Annotated in this window: 13 protein-coding genes; 7 read left to right on the top strand and 6 right to left on the bottom strand. The window is 64.7% G+C overall.

Annotated features, from left to right (window positions below; all coding sequences use genetic code 11):
- Window positions 1–29: 29 nt before the first annotated feature.
- On the bottom strand, window positions 30–455 hold the full coding sequence (locus ACW7G6_RS03470) for a hypothetical protein (protein WP_456979477.1): 426 nt from the start codon (window positions 453–455) through the stop codon (window positions 30–32).
- Window positions 456–553: 98 nt separating this feature from the next.
- Here ACW7G6_RS03470 and zwf point away from each other — a divergent pair, with 98 nt between their 5' ends.
- From zwf to tkt, 5 genes are all read left to right on the top strand, one after another.
- On the top strand, window positions 554–1,960 hold the full coding sequence (gene zwf / locus ACW7G6_RS03465; protein ID WP_456979476.1) for a glucose-6-phosphate dehydrogenase: 1,407 nt from the start codon (window positions 554–556) through the stop codon (window positions 1,958–1,960).
- A 72-nt stretch (window positions 1,961–2,032) separates the two neighbouring features.
- Window positions 2,033–3,145 carry a transaldolase gene (tal, locus tag ACW7G6_RS03460; RefSeq protein ID WP_456979475.1) on the top strand — a complete coding sequence of 371 codons (1,113 nt, stop codon included), beginning with the start codon at window positions 2,033–2,035 and terminating at the stop codon, window positions 3,143–3,145.
- Window positions 3,142–4,803 carry a glucose-6-phosphate isomerase gene (gene pgi, locus ACW7G6_RS03455; RefSeq protein WP_456979474.1) on the top strand — a complete coding sequence of 554 codons (1,662 nt, stop codon included), beginning with the start codon at window positions 3,142–3,144 and terminating at the stop codon, window positions 4,801–4,803. Before tal ends, pgi begins: the two co-directional genes overlap by 4 nt.
- Window positions 4,803–6,455, top strand: a complete 1,653-nt coding sequence (pgm, locus tag ACW7G6_RS03450; protein ID WP_456979473.1) for a phosphoglucomutase (alpha-D-glucose-1,6-bisphosphate-dependent) — start codon at window positions 4,803–4,805, stop codon at window positions 6,453–6,455. The genes pgi and pgm overlap by 1 nt, the downstream gene beginning before the upstream one ends.
- A gap of 20 nt (window positions 6,456–6,475) precedes the next feature.
- Window positions 6,476–8,524: a transketolase gene (gene tkt, locus ACW7G6_RS03445; RefSeq protein WP_456979472.1), complete on the top strand. Its 2,049-nt coding sequence runs from the start codon at window positions 6,476–6,478 to the stop codon at window positions 8,522–8,524.
- A 233-nt stretch (window positions 8,525–8,757) separates the two neighbouring features.
- Here tkt and ACW7G6_RS03440 read toward each other — a convergent pair whose 3' ends face one another.
- The 5 genes from ACW7G6_RS03440 to ACW7G6_RS03420 form a co-directional block, all read right to left on the bottom strand.
- The gene (locus ACW7G6_RS03440; RefSeq protein WP_456979471.1) at window positions 8,758–9,549 is read right to left on the bottom strand and encodes a DUF6491 family protein; all 792 of its coding nucleotides are present in this window, start codon (window positions 9,547–9,549) and stop codon (window positions 8,758–8,760) included.
- Between the two features lie 140 nt (window positions 9,550–9,689).
- Window positions 9,690–10,454, bottom strand: coding sequence for a 6-phosphogluconolactonase (pgl, locus tag ACW7G6_RS03435; protein WP_456979470.1), 765 nt, complete (start codon window positions 10,452–10,454; stop codon window positions 9,690–9,692).
- Window positions 10,451–11,356 carry a phosphogluconate dehydrogenase (NAD(+)-dependent, decarboxylating) gene (gene gnd / locus ACW7G6_RS03430; RefSeq protein ID WP_456979469.1) on the bottom strand — a complete coding sequence of 302 codons (906 nt, stop codon included), beginning with the start codon at window positions 11,354–11,356 and terminating at the stop codon, window positions 10,451–10,453. The genes pgl and gnd overlap by 4 nt, the downstream gene beginning before the upstream one ends.
- Complete coding sequence (locus tag ACW7G6_RS03425; protein ID WP_456979468.1) at window positions 11,353–12,840, bottom strand: mercuric reductase; 1,488 nt, start codon at window positions 12,838–12,840, stop codon at window positions 11,353–11,355. Before ACW7G6_RS03425 ends, gnd begins: the two co-directional genes overlap by 4 nt.
- Window positions 12,837–14,144: a glucoamylase family protein gene (locus ACW7G6_RS03420; protein ID WP_456979467.1), complete on the bottom strand. Its 1,308-nt coding sequence runs from the start codon at window positions 14,142–14,144 to the stop codon at window positions 12,837–12,839. Before ACW7G6_RS03420 ends, ACW7G6_RS03425 begins: the two co-directional genes overlap by 4 nt.
- A gap of 87 nt (window positions 14,145–14,231) precedes the next feature.
- Between ACW7G6_RS03420 and ACW7G6_RS03415 the strand changes: the two genes are divergently transcribed.
- Entirely contained in the window at window positions 14,232–18,260 is a 4,029-nt protein-coding gene (locus tag ACW7G6_RS03415) for a GH36-type glycosyl hydrolase domain-containing protein (RefSeq protein ID WP_456979466.1), read from the top strand.
- Between the two features lie 123 nt (window positions 18,261–18,383).
- Complete coding sequence (locus ACW7G6_RS03410; protein WP_456979465.1) at window positions 18,384–20,795, top strand: catalase; 2,412 nt, start codon at window positions 18,384–18,386, stop codon at window positions 20,793–20,795.
- Window positions 20,796–20,814: the final 19 nt, after the last annotated feature.

The following is a 20,814-nucleotide window of genomic DNA, read 5'->3' as shown; positions in this document are numbered from 1 at the left end:
GGCCGCGTAGCTTCCGCTCGGGCCGGACTTCAGTGGGCCGTGGATCCGGATTGCCCGGCTGTCACCGCCGGCGCGCTGCCGGTCATGTCGGCGTCCAGGTGTGCCTCGAACTGCTCCAGGCTCAAACCCTGCGCACGCGCCTCCTCGTTGGCGGCGTCGCGCAGCGCATCGGAGAAATTCAGGGTGACCTGGGTGCCGGTGCGCTCAAGCATCGCCGCGGCCCGCTTGATCATCGCCAGGATCGTGGCGGCGCTGCTGGAGCCGCCGACCATCTTGCCGTCCAGCCCAAGCTCCCAATCGCCATCGCGCTTGGCAATGCCGCCCAGCAGGGTGCCGTCTTCGTGGCGCAGCTCGGCATGTGCCTCGATCGCCGGGCGCAGGGTGCCGGTAACCACCCGCTGGCGAGTTGCCTTCTTCCGGTTCGCATCACGTTTGGCTTTGGACTGGATCGACATGCGGGCTCCCCCTTCTATCAATGGATATTTTTTCGGACTTCATCACGCGGCAACGGGCAGACTGTAGTTCGCGTCAGCCAACTATCAGGTGAACCGGTATGACGATACCCAGCTCGGATGCCTTCGTGTTTTTTGGTGCCACCGGCGATCTTGCCTACAAGAAGATATTCCCGGCGTTGCAGGCGATGATCAAACAAGGTGGCTTGTCGATGCCGCTGATTGGCGTGGCCCGGGGCGACTGGACACTGGAGAAGCTGCGCCAACGCGTGCATGACAGTCTGCGTGACAACGGCGGCGTGGATCCTGCGGCGTTCGCCCAGCTGTCCGCACAACTGCAATACATCAACGGCGACTACAACGATGCGTCGACCTTCGTCCGGATCAAGCAGGCACTGAAGGACGCGGCGCGGCCGATCCATTATCTGGCGATTCCGCCGAGCATGTTCGGCGCCGTGGTCAAGGGTCTGGCCCGGGCGGATTGCACCAGGGATGCGCGGGTGATCGTGGAGAAGCCCTTCGGGCGCGACCAGGCCTCCGCCGCGGCCCTCAACCACACCTTGCATAAAGTGTTTCCGGAGTCGTCGGTGTTCCGCATCGACCATTACCTGGGCAAGGAAGCGGTGCGGAACCTGCTGTATTTCCGTTTCGCCAACACCTTCCTGGAGCCGATATGGAACCGCAACTATGTCGCCAGCGTCCAGGTCACCATGGCCGAGTCCTTTGGCGTGCAAGGCCGGGGCAGCTTCTACGATGAGGTCGGTGCGGTCCGCGACGTGGTCCAGAACCACCTGCTGCAGGTCATTGCATTGCTCGGGATGGACGCGCCCGTCGGCGGCGACCCCGACTCCATGCGCACGGAAAAGCTGCGTCTGTTCCGCGCCATCCGGCCGCTGGAACCGGACGAGGTGGTGCGCGGTCAGTTTGCCGGCTACCGCGATGTAGCGGGTGTCGCGCCTGATTCGCAGGTGGAGACCTTTGTCGCACTGCGGCTGCATATCGACAACTGGCGCTGGGCCGGGGTGCCGTTCTACATCCGTGCCGGCAAGCACCTGCCGCTGACCAGCACCCAGGTGGTGGTGGACCTGAAGCGCCCGCCGTTGCCGATCTTCGATGACATCTCGGCCGAGCAGTCGAACTACTTCCGCTTCCGGCTTGGCCCGGAGGTGGTGATCGCCACCGGTGCCCAGGTCAAGAAGACCGGTGAAGCCATGGTCGGCGAGCAAGTGGAGCTGGTCGCGCGTAGCCGCTCCGATGCGGGCAAATCACCGTATGAGCAGTTGCTGGGCGATGCGATCCGTGGCGATGCGTCGCTGTTTACCCGCGATGACTCGGTCGAGGAAGCCTGGCGCGTGGTGGGTCCGGTGTTGTCCGGTTCGCACGGCGATCACGCCGCCCCGATCAATATCTATGAGCCGGGCAGCTGGGGTCCATCGAGTGCATCGGACATTGTTGTCGGCGACGAAGGCTGGCATGACCCCAAGCCCGAGACCAGCCATCCCTGCTGATGGCCTGGCGCAACCTTCCAGTCGTCATTGCGTGATCTACCATGGGTCCGGACGGCATCTACCGGAGGACACATGAGCACGATCACCGCACCCACCACTACCACCGAACAACTGCACCAGTTGGGCCAAAGCCTGTGGCTGGACAACATATCCCGCGAGCTGCTCGATAACGGCGGATTGGCCGACTACATCGAGAACTTCTCCATTACCGGCCTGACTTCCAACCCGAGCATCTTCAACCAGGCAATCGGCGGCGGCGATAGCTACGACGAGGGAATCCGGTCGAAGGTGGCATCGGGGAAATCCGGCGAGGCATTGTTCATCGAGCTCGCGCTGGAGGACCTGCGACGGGCCGCCAAGCTGTTCCAGCCGATCCACCAGTCGACCAACGGCGTTGATGGCTGGGTCTCGATGGAGGTCTCGCCGCTGTTGGCCGCCGACACCCAGGGCAGCGTCGCCGCCGCGCGCAGGATCCACGCCGACGCGGCGTGCGAGAACCTGTTCGTCAAGATTCCGGGCACACCGGAAGGCGTCCCCGCCATCGAAGAGTCGATCTTCGCCGGGGTGCCGATCAACGTGACCCTGTTGTTCTCGACCGAGCAGTACCTGGCGTCCGCCGAGGCGTACCTGCGCGGCATCGAGCGTCGACTCCAGGCCGGTCTCGACCCCAAGGTCGCATCGGTCGCATCGTTGTTCGTCAGCCGGTGGGACAAGGCGGTGGCCGACCAGGTCGATGACAGCCTGCACAACAAGCTGGGCATCGCGGTCGGCCAACGCACCTATCGCGCCTACCGCGAAATGCTGGCATCCGATCGCTGGCAGCGGTTGGCCGGGCAAGGCGCGTTGCCGCAACGACTGTTGTGGGCGAGCACCGGAACCAAGGATCCGAAGGCGTCCGATACCCTGTATATCGAAGCGCTCGCCGCTCCGGACACGATCAATACCATTCCGGAGAAGACCCTGCGCGCGTTCCAGGATCACGGCACGGTCGGCGGCGAGATGGCCATGGATGGCGGCGATGCGGAAGCGACGTTGGCGGAGTTCACCAAGGCCGGGGTCGACATCGACGCCCTGGCAACGCAATTGCAACACGAAGGTGCGCAATCGTTCGTCGACTCATGGCAGGAGCTCATGGGCTGCATCGAATCCAAGGGCCAGGCATTGGCGGGGAAGGGCAACGCGTGACACCAGTCCCACTTACCGCGCGACCGCAATGGGCGGCGCTGAAGCAGCATCTGGCGCAGGTCCAGCCCCGGCACCTGCGCGAGCTGTTTGCCCAGGATCCGCAGCGTGGCGAACGCATGGCGGCCGAGGCGGCCGGACTGTACCTGGACTATTCCAAGAACCGGATCACCGACGAGACCCTGGACTTGCTGCTGCAGCTGGCGAGCGCCTGCGGTGTGGCAGAACGCCGCGATGCGATGTTCGGCGGTGAGGTCATCAACGCCACCGAGCAGCGGGCCGTGCTTCATGTCGCCCTGCGCGCACCTGCTGATGCGAGCATCGATGTGGACGGTCACGACGTGGTTGCCGACGTGCACGCGGTGCTGGAGCGGATGGCAGGGTTCAGCGACAAGGTCCGCAGCGGCGAGTGGACCGGACACACCGGCAAGCGCATCACCCATGTGGTCAACATCGGCATCGGAGGCTCGGATCTCGGGCCGATCATGGCCTACGAGGCGCTGCGCGATTACAGCCAGCGCGATATCGACTTCCATTTTGTGTCCAACGTCGACGGCACCGACTTCGTGGAAGCGACCCGCGGTCTCGACCCGGCGCAGACCTTGTTCGTGGTGTGTTCCAAGACCTTCACCACGCTGGAGACGCTGGCCAACGCGCATGCCGCGCGCCGGTGGTGCCTGGAGGGTTTGGTTGACGAGGCGGCAATCGCGAAACATTTTGTCGCCGTATCCACCAACGCCGACGGTGTGCAGGCATTCGGCATCGACACCGCCAACATGTTCGAGTTCTGGGACTGGGTGGGCGGGCGCTATTCGATGGATTCGGCAATCGGCCTGTCGACGATGCTGGCCATCGGCGCGGATGGATTCCGGGACATGCTGGCCGGGTTCCGCGCCATGGACGAGCATTTTCGCGATGCACCGCTGGAACGCAACCTGCCTGTGTTGATGGGTCTGTTGGCGATCTGGAACAACAACTTCCTGGGCGCCGATACCGTCGCGGTGTTGCCGTACGAGCAGTACCTCAAGCGCTTCCCCGCCTATCTGCAGCAGCTGACGATGGAAAGCAACGGCAAGCACGTCACCAACGATGGCCGGCAGGTGGATTATCAGACCGGCCCCATTTACTGGGGCGAGCCGGGGACCAACGGCCAGCATTCGTTCTATCAGCTGATCCATCAGGGCACGCGGCTGATCCCCTGCGATTTCATCGGGTTCTGCCAGCCGCTCAACCCGCTGCCGACCGCCCAGGGCGATCAGCACGACATGCTGATGGCCAGCCTGTTCGCGCAGAGTGAGGCGCTCGCATTTGGCAAGACCGAAGCCCAGGTGCGCGCTGAAGGCACCGAGGAATCCGTGGTGCCGCATCGGGTGTTCGAAGGCAACCGGCCGAGCAACACGATCCTCGCCGAACGGCTCACGCCATTCTCGCTGGGGACGCTGGTCGCGCTGTACGAGCACAGTGTTTTCGTGCAGGGCACGGTCTGGAACATCGATTCATTCGACCAGTGGGGTGTTGAGCTGGGCAAGCAGCTGGCGAAGGCGACGGCGGCCGAGCTGACCGCCGCGGATGAGCCCGAGCTGTCCCATGACAGCTCCAGCAACACCTTGATCCGCCGCTATCGAACATCCCGCTATAGAGCATCGCGGAGGCCGCGCTGATGGGCACCGATGTCAGCCCACGTGCCGGCACTCCCGCGCGCCCGGAAGACCTGGTCGATATCGGCAAGCTGGTGGATGCCTATTACCAGGTGAAGCCCGACCCGGGGACTGCCGCCCAGCGAGTGTCGTTTGGCACCTCGGGGCACCGGGGCTCGTCGCTGGATGGCAGCTTCAACGAGGACCACATCCTCGCCATCACCCAGGCGATTTGCGCGTATCGCGTTGGCCAGAAGATCGATGGGCCGTTGTACATCGGCATCGACACCCATGCATTGTCGGGGCCGGCATTGGACACGGCGTTGGAAGTGCTGGCTGCCAATGAGGTCGAAGTCCGCCTCTCTCAGGGCGGCGAGTATGTGCCGACGCCCGCAATCTCCCACGCGATCCTGTGCCACAACCTGGGACGCACGAGCGGGCAGGCCGACGGCGTGGTGATTACGCCCTCGCACAACCCGCCCGCCGACGGTGGGTTCAAGTACAACCCGCCCAACGGTGGCCCGGCCGACACCCAGGTGACCGGCTGGATCCAGCAGCGCGCCAACGCCATCCTGGAAGCCGGGCTGAAAGACGTGCGACGCATCCCGGTAGCCAAGGCACGGGGTGCATCCAGCACGCGCGAACACGATTACCTCGGCGCCTACGTAGCTGACCTGGGCAACGTGATCGACTTCGACCTGATCCGCGCATCCGGCCTGCGCATGGGCGTGGATCCGCTGGGCGGGGCAGGGGTGCACTACTGGGCCCGCATCGCCGAGCACTACCGGATCGACCTGGCGGTGGTCAGCGAGCAGGTCGACCCGCAGTTCGGCTTCATGAGCCTGGACTGGGATGGCCGGATCCGGATGGACCCTTCATCGACGTATGCAATGCAACGTCTGATCGGTATCAAGGATCACTACGACATCGCGTTCGCCTGCGATACCGACCACGACCGCCACGGCATCGTCACCTCCGAGGGTGGCCTCATGCCGCCCAACCACTACCTCAGCGTGGCCGTCGACTACCTGTTCCGGCATCGGCCGCAGTGGAGCGACAACGCCGCGGTCGGCAAGACGGTGGTCAGCAGCGCGATGATCGATCGGGTCGCGGCTGGCCTGGGTCGCCGGCTGCACGAGGTGCCGGTGGGGTTCAAATGGTTCGTGGACGGATTGTTCGATGGCTCGCTGGGCTTTGGCTGCGAGGAGAGCGCCGGTGCCACGTTCCTGCGTCGCGACGGCCGGACGTGGACGACCGACAAGGACGGCATCGCCGCGGCATTGCTGGCCGGCGAGATCACCGCCGGCAACGGCGCGGACCCTGCGATCGGCTACCGGGACCTGTGCAATCGCTACGGCGAGGTGTTCGCAGACCGGATCGAAGCGGCTGCGAACCCGGCCCAGAAACGCGTATTGGCCAACCTGGCCCCCGCGCAAGTCACCCAGACCGAACTGGCAGGCGATCCCATCGTCGACGTGCTGGACAAGGCGCCGGGCAACGACGCGCCGATTGGTGGCATCAAGGTCACCTCCGCCAATGGCTGGTTCGCCGCGCGCCCCTCGGGCACCGAGGACATCTACAAGATCTACGCAGAAAGTTTTCGTGATGAGGGTCATTTGCAACGCCTGTTACAGGAGGCCCAAGCGATCGTGGACGCTGCACTGGCCAACACGTAACCACACAAGAGGATTCCGCCATGTCCGCCGAACTCGACCAGCTTTGCATCAACACCCTGCGTTTCCTGTCCGTGGACATGGTGCAGAAGGCGGAAAGTGGGCATCCCGGATTGCCGCTGGATGCCGCGCCGATGGCCTACGTGTTGTGGACACGGTGGCTCAAGGACAATCCGCGCAATCCGGCCTGGGCCGATCGCGATCGCTTCGTGCTCTCGGCAGGACACGGCTCGGCATTGCTTTACAGCCTGCTGCACATGAGTGGCTACGACTTGTCACTGGATGACATCAAGACCTTCCGCCAATGGGGCAGCAAGGCGCCTGGTCACCCCGAGCGCGAGCACACGCCCGGCGTGGAAGTGACCACCGGGCCGTTGGGGCAGGGCTTCGCCAACGCAGTCGGCATGGCAATTGCCGAGGCGCAGTTGGCCGCTCGCTACAACCGTCCAGACCACACGGTCGTTGACCACCGCACCTATGTCCTGGCCAGCGACGGCGACATGATGGAGGGTGTGGCGTCAGAGGCGGCCTCGCTGGCCGGGCACCTGGAACTGGGCAAGTTGACCTGTCTGTATGACGACAACCAGATCACCCTTGCCGGCGGCACGGACATCACTTTTTCCGAGGACCGCGCGGCGCGCTTCCGGGCGTACGGATGGCATACCGTGTCGGTCGCCGATGGCAACGACGTGGCCGCGATCGATGCCGCACTGAAGGCGGCGCACGAGGAATCGGCGCGCCCATCACTGATCCTGGTGCGCACCGTGATCGGCTACGGCTCGCCCAACAAGCACAACACTTTCGAGGCGCACGGTTCACCGCTGGGCGAGAAGGAAGTGCGCCTGACCAAGGAAAACCTGGACTGGCCGACCGAGCCGCCATTCCTGGTACCCGACAAGGCGTTGGCGCACATGCGCCAGGCGCTGAAGATCGGCGCGGCCGAGGAGGATGCATGGAACCGGCGCATGGAGGCCTACGCGGAAGCGTTTCCCGAGCTGGCGAAGGAACTGCAGGGCAGCTTGCGCGCCCAATTGCCCTCGGGTTGGGATGCGGACATTCCGGTGTTTCCAGCCGACGCCAAGGGCATGGCGACTCGTGCGGCCAGTGGTAAGGTCATGAACGCCATCGCCCCCAAGCTGCCTGCCCTGAGCGGCGGTTCGGCGGACCTGGACCCGTCCACCAAGACCGCGCTCAAGGGCTTGGGCGACTTCAATCCGCCTGCCACCACAGGCGAGGACCTGCAGGGGTCGGACGGTGGTGGTTGGAGTTATGCCGGTCGCAATGTCCACTTCGGCGTCCGCGAACATGCGATGGGCGCCATCGTCAATGGCATGGCCGCCCATGGTGGGTTCATCCCGTATGGCGCGACCTTCCTGATCTTCTCCGATTACATGCGGCCACCGATCCGGTTGGCGGCGCTGATGGGCTTGCACGTCATCCACGTGTTCACCCACGACAGCATCTTGCTCGGCGAGGACGGCCCGACCCACCAGCCGGTCGAGCAACTGATCGGCTTGCGCGCCGTGCCCGGCCTCACCTTGATACGACCCGCGGACGCCAACGAAACCGCGGTGGCCTGGCGGGTCGCGATAGAGACGAAGGAACGCCCAGTACTGCTGGTGCTGACCCGGCAGGACGTGCCTACCTTGGACCGCGACCAGTTCGCATCCGCCGACGGCTTGCGGCGTGGCGCCTATGTGTTGAGCGACCCCGTCGATGGCAAGCCCGAGTTGATCCTGATCGCCAGCGGTTCGGAAGTCGGCTTGATCGTGGAAGCGGCCAGCCGACTGAGCCAACAGGGCATCGCGGTGCGCTGTGTGTCGATGCCCAGCTGGGATCTTTTCGATGCGCAGCCGCAGGACTATCGCGACGGTGTACTGCCTCCGGCGGTCACCGCGCGATTGGCGGTCGAGGCAGGCAGCTCCCTCGGCTGGCACCGCTACGTGGGTGATGGTGGCGATGTGATCGGTGTCGATCGCTTCGGAGCCTCGGCACCGGCTGCGGACATTGCGCGCGAGTACGGGCTGACCGTGGACAACGTCTGCCAGCACGCGTTGACGCTGCGGCGCTGATCGGGGACGAATTGCCGTCATTCCCGCGTCCGACTGGACTTCCTGCGGTCGAAGGCGGGAACCCATGGACGTTACGTGCGTGACTATCAAAGTCCATGGATCCCCGCCTTCGCGAGGATGACGAGCAAAAGCCGAGTTGTTGTCGTCCTTAAGCGGTCCTTCCTGCAGACCCCATAGACGGAGCTAATCGCTGTCAATGTCAACAACACCGCGCCGAGTGCAGACCGCTCGAGTCAGTGGGCATCCATAGGGTAGACGGACCGGACAGGGCATCCAAACTTTGCCCCCAATATCTGCAGTCGGTCGCTTCCCGTCATAAGGAAGTCCGGCGGCCTACCGCCGGCAAACCCACGGGTTCCAGTCTGGATCGTGTCCCCCGGGTTTCCGCAAACCAGACCGATACCCATGCCAGAACGCATGGACATGGCGCTTCCGCCTGACAGTTGAGGGCATGAACCGGTCAGTTCCACCCGATAGAATCGGTTACCGCCGGAGCGGCGTGGGTCCATTTCCACCACTACGCCTTCAGGGTCTTCCGACCAGCCCCGTATATATCGCGGGTTGATGCAGTAGTTGGAAGAAGCTGCGAACCCACGTCGCCGTTCGCCCTGTACCCGGACGGTGGACAGCGTTACGGTGCCGTCCGCGCTGGTATGACTGGCCCGGGCGTGCTCGGCATACTCGGCAGCACTGATCCTGGCGACACTGTCTACTGGGCAGAGACGATCGTTCATCGCGATGAACTCGTTGCCGGTGCCGCACATCCACCCATCCTTGGCCAGCATCTTCGCGTCGGAGGCGGTCGTGACGTCACCGCAAGCATCCGCGAAGCTCAATCGATAACGCAGCCCGTCGGATGCCGCCACGGCAAGAGTGCGCTCATCCGCTTGGAACACTTCGTTGACCAATCGGGTATCCAGGCAGTTAGCTGCAGGCGCTGTTCGCTCGGATCCGAAGCTTGGTGCAGCTAACAACATGCCTAATGCCACCGGCAGGAAGAACTGGTTGTTGCTGACATTACCCATGCATCACTTGTCCGTCTTATTTGCTTGCAATCGACAGGGCGGTCTCAGGAATCAAGTGCGACCGAGCTCCTGACTGCATGAATTCCTGCCGCCCCTCAGGTACGACCATACTGCCGATCGCGCCTTGACCAACTGACAGCTCAGGCCGGATATCCCGTCGACGGCAGCAACGACGCGTCCAGCAGTACATCGACTCCGGCGGGTGGGCAGATGGCTGCGACCGGCAAGTCATTGCCGGTCCGCCACTGGGCCACGGCATCGCGCTTGGAATCTCCCTCGATCAGGAACAGAACCTCGCGAGCCCGGCTCAAACGGGCGGCGCTGAGCGACACCCGCTGCGACGGCGGTTTGGGCGAGTCGAAGACGGCCAGTACGTCGTCGGCATTGTCCGGTACTCCCCAGTCGTGCCCCGGGAACAGGCTGGCGGTATGCCCGTCCTCGCCGACGCCCAGCATCACCAGATCGAATGGCTCGGTACTGGCCGGCGGCGATCCGTTCGGCCCTGGCGCTTTCAGTGCTTCGGCATAGGCATCCGCGGCGGCCTCGGCACCCAGTTCGGCCGGCATCACATGGACCTGGCTCGCTGGTATCGGGACGTGCGCGAGCCAGGCGTCACTGGCCATGAGACTGTTGCGCCCCGGGTCGTCCACCGGCAGGCAGCGTTCGTCGCCAAACCAGATTTCCCAGCGTGACCAGTCGGTGTCGGCGCTGCGCAGGAGCGCATGGACATCCTGCGGCGTGCGGCCCCCGGACAGGACGAGTACGAACCGCCCGCGCGCGGCAATGGCGCGCTTCGACGCGTCCAGGACCCACAAACAAGCCGCTTGCGTGAGTACCGCCAAACCCTCGACTTGATGCCAGCGCACCCGCTGGGGCAGGGGACCGGCTGCATCGACGATGCTCATTCTTTTTTCACCGCGTGACCGCCGAACTGGTGGCGCATCGCGGCCAGCAGTTTGTCGGAGTACGAGTCGGTATCGCGCGAGCGCAAACGCTGCAACAGCGACAAGGTGATGACCGGTGCGGAGACGTCCAGGTCGATGGCTTCGGCCACCGTCCAGCGTCCCTCGCCGGAGTCGTCGACCCATGGTGCGATCCCGTCCAGGCTCGGGTTCTTGTCCAGCGCGCGGGCGGTCAGGTCCAGCAGCCAGGAGCGCACCACACTGCCGCTGCGCCAGATCTCGGCCACCTGGTGCAGGTCCAGGCCGAAATCCTTCTTGTGCTCCATGATCGAGAAGCCTTCGGCGTAGGCCTGCATCATTCCGTACTCGATGCCGTTGTGGACCATCTTGGTGAAATGGCCGGCACCAACCGGGCCGACGTGGCCCCAACCCTGGTCCTTGCCCGGTGCCAGCACTTCGAACACACCTCGCAATCGCTCGACCGGCTCTTTCTCTCCGCCGATCATCAGGCTGAATCCTTCCGCCAGCCCCCAGACCCCGCCGCTGGTACCGCAGTCGACGTAGTGGATCTGCTTGTCGGCCGTCAGCTGGCCGCGACGCAGGGTGTCCTTGTAATTGGAGTTGCCCCCGTCCACCACAATGTCGCCAGCCTGCAGCAGCTTCAACAGGGCAGTGACAGTGGTTTCGGTGACGTCGCCGGCCGGCACCATCATCCACACGGTCCTGGGCGCCGGGAGTTTTTCGACCATCTCCTTCAGCGAGGCCGCCGACTGGCCACCCTTGCCCTCCAGTTCGGTGCGCGCCTCGGGTCTGGGGTCGAAGCCGACGATTTCATGGTCACCGTGCATCAGCCGTTCGGCCATGTTGGCGCCCATTTTTCCCAATCCGATCATTCCAAGTTTCATGATTGTCTCCTTGTCGATGTGGTGGCCAGGCCGGCGACGTAGGCCTGGGCGGCCTTCCTGATCGCGTCGGCCTGGGTGGGGTAGGCGTGGATGACCTGGGACAGCGTGCCCAGGCCGATCCCGGCCACCATGGCCAGGGTTATCTCGCTGATCATCTCGCCGGCGTGGCGGGCGACGATGGTCGCGCCGATAATCAGGTCGCTGCCGTCCCGGACGTGGATCTTCACGAAGCCGACCTCCTCGTTGTCGGTAATCGCGCGGTCCACATCGTGCATCGGGACGGTGAAGGTGGTCACCGGGATGCCAAGCTCGCGGGCATGGCGCACGTGCAGGCCGACGTGGGCGATCTCCGGATCAGTGTAGGTGCACCAGGGGATGACCAGCCCGCTCAGCTTTTCGCCGGCATCGAACAGGCCATTGTGCAGCGCGATCCGCCCCGAAGCCTCGGCGACATTGGTGAACTTGTGCTCCAGGCAAACATCACCGGCCGCATAAACCAGCGGGTTGGTGGTCTGCAGGAAGTCATCGACATGGATCCCCCTGTCCGGGTCGTATTGAACCCCGGCGGCTTCCAGCTCCAGGCCTTCGACGTTGGGCGCGCGGCCGGTGGCGGTCAGGATGGCATCGGCCTCCACCGTGCTTTCAAAATCGTCGCTGACCAGGTCGATGAGCTTGCGTCCCGCCTCCACCCGGACCCGGACGGCGCGGGTATTGAGTCGGATCTCCAGCCCGTCACGGGCCAGGACGCTGGACAGTACCTGCGCGGCGTCACGCTCCTCCCTGGGCAGAAACAGCGGCCAATGCTGGGCAATCGTGGTCCGGCTGCCGAAGCGGGAGAACGCTTGCGCCAACTCGCAACCCAACGGGCCGCCGCCGATGACCAGCAACCGGCGCGGCAGTTCGGTGATCTCGAACGCATCGTGATTGGTCAGGTAACCGGCCGTCGCGAGACCCGGAATGTCGGGGATCAGCGCATGAGCGCCGGTTGCGATCAGCGCCTTGCGGAACCGCAATGTCGCCCCGGCCACCTCGACCGAGTCGTTGCCACGAAAGCGTGCCTGGCCAAAGAATACATCGATGCCGGCATGCGCCAATCGGTGCGCCGAGTCGGCACGACTGATGCGCGCGCGAACCCCCCGCATGCGCTCCATCAATGCCGCAAAATCGACCGGCATCTCCGGTGGCACCTGCGCGCCATATCGGGTCGCCTCATGCATCTGTGCGTACACCCGCGACGTACGCAGCATTGCCTTGGACGGCACACAACCGGTATTCACGCAGTTGCCGCCGAGCATTTCGCGCTCGACCAGGGCGACCCTCACCCCGAGTCCCGCGGCTTCCTGGGCGGCAACCAGACCGGCGGGTCCCGCGCCGATCACCACCAGGTCATACCGCGTCGCCGGTGGGGGATTACGCCAATCCGGCGGGCGCAGGTTGTCGAGCCGATCGCGTTCGTTGACGCTGGGCGTCTGCATCGTGCTCATTCCAGCCAGCCTCCACGGTATCCGGCATGGCGCAAGCCGGCCTGGAGATAGTCGCAGTCGCGCATCAGCCGCCAGGGCAGGCCGGTACGATAATTCTCGATCATCAGCACCACGATGCCCTGATCAAGTCCGAAGTACCCATCCGATGTCCACGCTGGCGGCTGCTCACCGCCCAGGGTCGGGTTGAAGCTGCTCGCGTACTTGCCCTGCGTCAGCATCTCCGGATAGCGTTTCAGCATATGACGAGCCGCGGCCAGCGAGGCGGCGGGATCGAAGGGCATGCAGGCGATCGCCGCCCAGCCACTCAAGGTGCCGTCGTCAGGGCCATAGGGCACGGCGCGGGCAGCATAGCCGTACAAGCGTTGCACTCCCTGGACGACCGCCGCGGTGCCCTCGTTGGGTCCATCGCAAGCGGTCAGGCCCCAACAGTCCCTGTCGTAGCCGCGGAACCAGCGCGGGTTGCGCCATGCGTACTCACGCTGGACCGCCACCGCTCGTCGCGTGTTCTCGAAGTAATCACAGTTTTTCTGGCGCATGAACTCGTCCTGGATGCCGCGAAAATCGATCCAGGTGTGGGAGAACTGATGCACGAACAGCGGCCCGGCGAACAGGAACTCGTGGCCGTAGAGGTTCTCCCACTGGTAGGTGGCTGTCCACGCGTCGTAGTGCTTCGGGTCAATGGGATGCGTGGGCGATCCGAGTGCGAGGACATACAGGATGATGCCTTCGTCATAACCATCCCAGCCGTAATGAAGGAACCCGCATTCGGGTTTCCAGCCATGCCGGATGGTGGCCTTGCCGCCTTGTGCCCAAGCCCAGTCCACGCGCCGATACAGGGTGTCGGCGAGCTGCCGCAATTCGGTCTCCTCCGGATTGTCCGCATCGAAGTACTCCGCTACCAGCAATACCCCGGCCATCAGCAATGCGGTGTCGATGGTGGACAGTTCCGAGCGCCACATGCGGGCGCCGGTATCCATGTGAAGGAAGTGGTAATAAAAGCCCCGGTAGCCGGTGGCCGTTTCGCTCCCGCTCTGGTCGCTGCCAGCGAAAAACCGTAGCGACGCAAGGCAGCGGTGAGCGGCTTCGCTGCGGTCCATCCAGCCACGTTCGACCGCAACCGGGCAGCACGAAAGCATGAACCCCACGACGGCGATGCTGCAGGGAGAGCCGGGCCGCGATGTGTCGGCCACCAATCCGTTGATCGGATTGAAGGCTTGCTGGAAGTAGCCGAACGCCGCGTGTTGCAACTGGTCCAGTAATGCATCGTCATCCAATGCATCGTCATCGGGAGCAAAGTTCTCCATCCACGGAGCGTAGCGGACTGGCGTGCAAGGAATCGTCACGGTCGAAGCGTAGGATGAAAAGTCAGGTTCCGTAGAGGTCCGATTGCCATGCCAACGACGCCGCTTGCCGCCGCGCCGCGCGCCAACCTGCTATCCAACGGCCGTTACACGGTGATGGTCACCGACGCCGGGTCGGGTTTCAGTCACTGGAATGGGACGGCCGTCACCCGTTGGCGGGAAGACCCGACCCGCGACCCGTGGGGCAACTACATCCTGTTGCGTGATGTCCGCAACGGCGCCTCATGGTCGGCCGGCTTGCAGCCTTGCGCGAGTCGACCGGATAGCTACGAGACGTTCGCGGAAGATGGCATGTTCCGCATTGAACGACGCGATGGGAGCCTGGACACGATCCTGCAGGTTGCCGTCGTGGGCAGCTTCGATACGGAAGGTGTCGATGCAGAGCTGCGACGCATCACGCTGGTCAATAGCAGCGATCAAGCGCGCGTTGTCGAGCTGACCTCCTATGCGGAACTGGTCCTTGGCTCGGCGGCGGGAGACGCGTCCCACCCGTCTTTTTCCAAGATGTTCGTGCAGACCGAATGGCTGCCCGATGCCGGCATCCTGTTGGCGACCCGGCGTCTACGCGATGCCGGCGAGTCGCAAACCTGGGCGGCACACGTGGCAGTGGTGGAGGGACAGGGCAGCACGACCAGTGAGTACGAGAGCGATCGCGCCCGGTTCCTCGGCCGCGGCCGGACATTGCGCAACGCGGCAGCGATGCAGGATAGCGTGGCTTTGTCGAACACCGCCGGCTCGGTGCTGGACCCGGTATTCAGCTTGCGCCGACGGGTGTGCGTCGACCCGGGCTCCTCGGCGCGGATCGCGTTCTGGACCTGCGTCGGACCGAGCCGGGACGCGGTGCTGGAAACCGCGCGCAGGCTTGCCGATGGCCTCGGCAGCTGTCGACAATGCGAACAGGTCCTGGAGGCGGCAGCTACCCAGGCCAGCAAGCAGCGCGAGCGGTTCGGTATCGATGATGCCGCCAGCGACCGGAGCCGGGAGCTCGCGTCGCCGTTGCTGTATGCCGATCCGGCATGGCGTGCGCCGGCGCAGCAGATCGAGCGTGGCGCCGGCGGTCAACCGAGTCTGTGGCCGTTGGGCATATCCGGCGACCGGCCCATCGTGTTGTTGCATGTTTCCAGCGCGGCCGATCTGGACGGGATCGACCAACTGCTGCGGATACAACGCTACCTGCATTGGCAGGGGCTCGGCGCCGACATCGTGCTGTTGAACGACCTGCTGTTGAACGACGCGCTGTTGAACGACGCCTCCGCCGATGACGGCGACACGCTGCACGAGTCGCTCGCCAGCAGGATCGAGACGCAAACCGCAGCTTTGGCATCCGATGCCACGGCGGCGGGTCGCGGCGTCGATGCCAGTGTGTTCCTGGTGCGCGGCGACCAGACCGAGCAGGCCCAGCGCGACAACCTGGCAACGGCTGCGCGGGTCGTCCTGGACGCCGGTACGGGTGGCAGGCATCAAGGTGCGACCAAGAAGGGTCGCGCCGAAGCGAGTCAGGTCGAAGTGGGTCACGATGAAGCGCAGGGCGCCCCAGATGTTGAACGGGGCACGCATGCCGCCGGCCAACGTCAGACCGCCTCGGGGCCTGGCACCCAACCCGTGTTGGTGTCGGCTCCCGCGCCGATTGCAGGGATCGAGTTCGACAACACATACGGTGGATTCACCGGCGAGGGTCGTCACTACACAATCCGTCTGTCCGGCAGCCGGTGTACGCCGTCACCGTGGACCAACGTGATCGCCAACCCGGACTTCGGCTTCATGGCAACCGCCGAGGGGGGCGGGCACACGTTCTCGGGAACCAGTCAGTTGAACCCGCTGACGCCGTGGCCGAACGACCCGGTCAGCGACATGCCAGGCGAGGTGCTGTACCTGCGTGATCTGGATAGTGGCGAGCTGTGGAGCGCGACGCCGTCTCCGATCCGGGTGCCGGGTGCGGACTACACCAGCGAGCACGGCAAAGGCTGGACCCGCTACGAACATGCTGCCCACGGACTGGAGATCGAACTGCTGCAATGCGTGCCGACCGCAGACCCGATCAAGCTGTCGCGCTTGCGCATCACCAACCCATCGGGCAATGCGCGGCGATTGTCGATCACCGCTTATGTCGAATGGGCGCTGGGGCCGAACGGGAAAGTGCCGGCACCGTACGTGGTCACCCGCCACGACGACGAGACCGGCGCGGTGTTTGCCTGCAACCGCTGGCGCGCCGAGTTTGCCGAACGCGTTGCCTATGCCGACCTGGGCGGCCGGCAGACATCGTGGACCGGCGACCGCGGCGAATTCCTCGGACGGCTGGGATCGGTAGAGGCGCCCGCCGCGTTGATGACCGATGCGGCGTTGTCGGGTCGCGTGGGCGCCGCGCTGGATCCTTGTGCCGCGCTGCAGACCGACATCGAGCTGGCCCCTGGCGAGCAGGTCGATGTCATGTTCCTGCTCGGCGACGCGCCCTCGGCCGGCGCGGCGCGGCGGTTGTTGGCCCGCTACCGTGCCCAGGACATCGAACGCGTGCTGGCGGACGTCACGGCATTGTGGGACGGCGTCCTGGACCAGGTGCAGGTGCAGACGCCGGACCGGGCGATGGACATCCTGCTCAACGACTGGTTGCTCTACCAGACCCTGTCGTGCCGGATGTGGGCGCGCACGGCGTACTACCAGTCCAGCGGCGCCTATGGGTTCCGCGATCAATTGCAGGATGTCACCGCGCTGTGCATCACCCGGCCGGATATCGCGCGCGAACAGTTGTTGCGCGCCGGCGCCCGGCAGTTCGTGGAAGGCGACGTGCAGCATTGGTGGCTGCCACCATCGGGGCAGGGTGTACGCACGCGGATGACCGATGACCGCATCTGGTTGCCGTTTGTCGCGATGCATTACATGGACACCACCGGCGATACCGGCGTGCTTGATGAGGACTTGCCTTTCCTGGAAGGGCCGCTGCTGGAAGAAGGCCAACACGAGGCGTTCTTCCTGCCCAAGGTGTCCGACCAGCACGGCAGCCTGTACGAACATTGCGCACTGGCACTGGATGTCAGCCTGTCACTGGGCCCACACGACCTGCCACTGATCGGCACCGGCGACTGGAACGACGGCATGAACCGGGTGGGCGAGCAGGGCAGGGGTGAGAGCATCTGGCTGGCGTGGTTCTTGCTGGACAATATCCAGCGTTTTGCGCCGATCGCCGAAGCACGTGGCGACCATGAGCGGGTTGCACTCTGGCGTGGTTGCGCTACGACCGTCAAGGCCGCACTGGAAACCGCAGGTTGGGACGGGCAGTGGTACCGCCGCGCGTACTACGACGACGGCACGCCGTTGGGTTCGCACACCAGCAAGGAGTGCCGGATCGACACCATCGCCCAATCGTGGAGCGTCATCTCGGACATGGGTGACCTGGCCCATGCCGCGCAGGCCATGGCGTCGGTGGACAAGCACCTGGTCGACCGGGAGCACCAGGTCGCGATGCTGTTCACCCCGCCATTCGACAAGTCCACGCATGACCCCGGCTACATCAAGGGCTACCTGCCAGGCATCCGTGAGAACGGCGGCCAGTACACCCACGGCTCGCTGTGGGCGATCTTTGCCTGGGCGAAGCTGGGCGACGGCAACAAGGCCGGCGAGTTGTTCGACATCTTCAACCCGATCCGCCACAGCGAAACCGCGGCCGCTGCCGAGCACTACAAGGTCGAACCCTACGTGTCCTGCGCCGATGTGTACTCGGTTGACGAGCTGGCGGGGCGTGGCGGTTGGACCTGGTACACCGGCTCGGGTGGATGGCTGTACCGCGCTGGCCTGGAAGCGATCCTGGGCATCCATCTGCGCGGCGACAAGTTGCTGATCGACCCGTGCATTCCCGCCGCATGGCCGGGTTTCACCATCCGCTACCGGCGTGGCGCGTCGCGGTATGTCATCAACGTGGAGAACCCGGATCGGGTCAGCCACGGCGTTGCCACGGTGGAGCTTGATGGTGTCGGCGTGCCATCGCAACAAGACGGTCAGCGGGGTGGGGTGATCGCCCTGATGGACGACGGCGCGGAGCACCGGGTGCGTATTCAGCTGGGCTGAACTGCCCGGTTCATTTCACCCAGGATAATGGGGCATGCCTGCGGTCGTTATCCCGTGGCAATGCTTCGCGTTGGCGTCACGCCCAGCCGCTCAAGTTGAGTGCACGCGCAAAGGACCAATCCAATGACCACTTCGAAGCGTACCCGTTCCAACGGCAAGGCGAAGAAGGTTGCCGGAAAATCGGCAGCGCGAGCGTCCGATAGCGGCGCCTCGACTGCGCCACCTTCTGGCACCGGCGACGCGCTCGCCCAACGGGCGGCAGATGTCGAGGCCACCGTCGCGGCTGTGCCGCACAACGCCAACAAGGCTGCCGAACACGGTCACAAAAATGCACTCGCGCCACCCGAAGGCCTGCACGTCCAACCACCATCCGACCTCGTCGGCGCCAGCACGCTAGCCGAAGCGAACCGCTCCAGCAAGACCGGCAATCCGGCGGTAGCGGGCAGCAACCCGACCGTCGGTCCGCTGGATCGCGTGCGCGTGGATGGCAGCGGCCAGCGCCTGACCACCAACCAGGGCGTGGCGGTCGCCGACAACCAGAATTCGCTCAAAGCCGGCCTACGTGGCCCCGCGCTGCTGAAGGATTTCATCCTGCGCGAGAAAGTCACCCACTTCGACCACGAACGCATCCCAGAGCGCGTCGTGCATGCGCGTGGGTCGGGTGCGCATGGGGTGTTCGAGTGCTACAAGCCGCTGACCAGACTCACTCGCGCGGCGCCGTTCCAGACCGCTGGCAAGACCACGCCGGTGTTCGTGCGTTTCTCCACCGTGGCCGGCGAACGCGGCTCCAAGGACACGGCGCGCGATGTGCGCGGGTTCGCGGTCAAGTTTTATACCGACGAAGGCAACTGGGACCTTGTCGGCAACAACATGCCGGTGTTCTTCATCCAGGACGCGATGAAGTTCCCCGACCTGGTGCACGCGGTCAAGCCCGAGCCGAACAACGCGATGCCACAGGCCGCCTCGGCCCACAACACGTTCTGGGACTTCGTCGGGCTGATGCCCGAGTCCATGCACACGATCCTGTGGCTGATGTCCGACCGCGCAATCCCGCGCAGCTTCCGGATGATGCAGGGTTTCGGCGTGCACACGTTCCGGTTCGTCAACGAAGCCGGCGAGTCGGTGTTCGTGAAATTCCACTGGAACCCACTGCTCGGCACCCACTCGCTGGTCTGGGACGAGGCGGTCAAGATCGCCGGCGCCGACCCGGACTACAACCGCCGCGACCTGTGGGAAGCGATTGAAGCTGGCGAGTACCCATCGTGGGAACTGGGCGTGCAGGTATTCACCGAGGAACAGGCCAACAAGTTCAGCTTCGACGTGCTCGACTCGACCAAGATCGTGCCTGAAGAGCTGGTGCCGGTGACGCCGATCGGGCGCATGACGCTCAACCGCAATCCCGACAACTTCTTCGCCGAGACCGAACAGGTCGCGTTCTGCAGCGCGCACGTCGTGCCCGGCATTGATTTCACCAACGATCCGCTACTGGCCGGTCGCATCCACTCGTATGTCGATACCCAGTTGACGCGACTGGGCGGGCCGAACTTCCACGAGATCCCGATCAATGCGCCGATCGCACCGGTGCAGAACAACCAGCGCGATGGCATGCATCGGCAGGCGATCCATCGTGGCGCTGCCGCTTACGAGCCCAACAGCCTCGGCGGCGGTTGTCCATTCCAGGCGGGTACCGCGGGTTTCGTGTCGTTTCCGGAGCCGGTGCAGCACGATGAGGTACGCGGCAAACCGGAGAAGTTCGCCGAACACTACAACCAGGCGGCGTTGTTTTATAACAGCCAGAGCCCGCCCGAGCAGGCGCATATCATCGCCGCGTTCCGTTTCGAGCTGAGCAAATGCACCGTGCCGGCGATCCGTGAGCGCGTGGTGTCGATGTTGCGCAACGTGTCCGAGCCCCTTGCGAATGGTGTCGCGCAGGGCCTGGGCATGGCAATGCCGGCGCCCATGCCGCGAGCACTGGCCAAACCGCCCAAGCCCGAAGTGGATCGGTCGCCCGCGCTGTCACTGCTGGCGCGCCCGGGCGATGGCGGCATTCGAACCCGCAAGATCGCGCTGCTGGTCGCCGACGGCGTTGACGGCGAGGCCGTGACCGCAGTGCAGGCGGCATTGCTTGCGGCCGGCGCGGTGCCGCGTCTGGTCGGCAGCCGCATCGGTCCATTCAAGACCGCGGCGGGCGACATGCTCGACGCGGATGCATCAATGGAGAATGAGCCGGCGGTGTTGTTCGACGCGCTGGTGCTGCCCGACGGTGCCGCCGGGCTGGCAGCGTTGAAACAGGACGGGCACACGGCCGAATTCATCAAGGACCAGTACCGTCACGGCAAGGCGATCCTGGCATTGGGTGAATCGCTGGCGCTTCTCGAAAGCGCCGGAGTGCCCCATACATTGCCGACAGGTGAAGACGATCCCGGGATTGTGATCGGGGGTGTCAAGAAGCTTGGACGAAGCATTGAAAGCTTTGTCAGCGCCGTTGCCGGCCATCGCCACCCAGAGCGTGAGACCGATCCCCCCGTGGTGTGATCGCCTCCTTCGGTAGCCG

The organism is Lysobacter sp. A421 (assembly GCF_054052145.1).
This window is presented reverse-complemented; position numbering and strand designations above follow the sequence as displayed.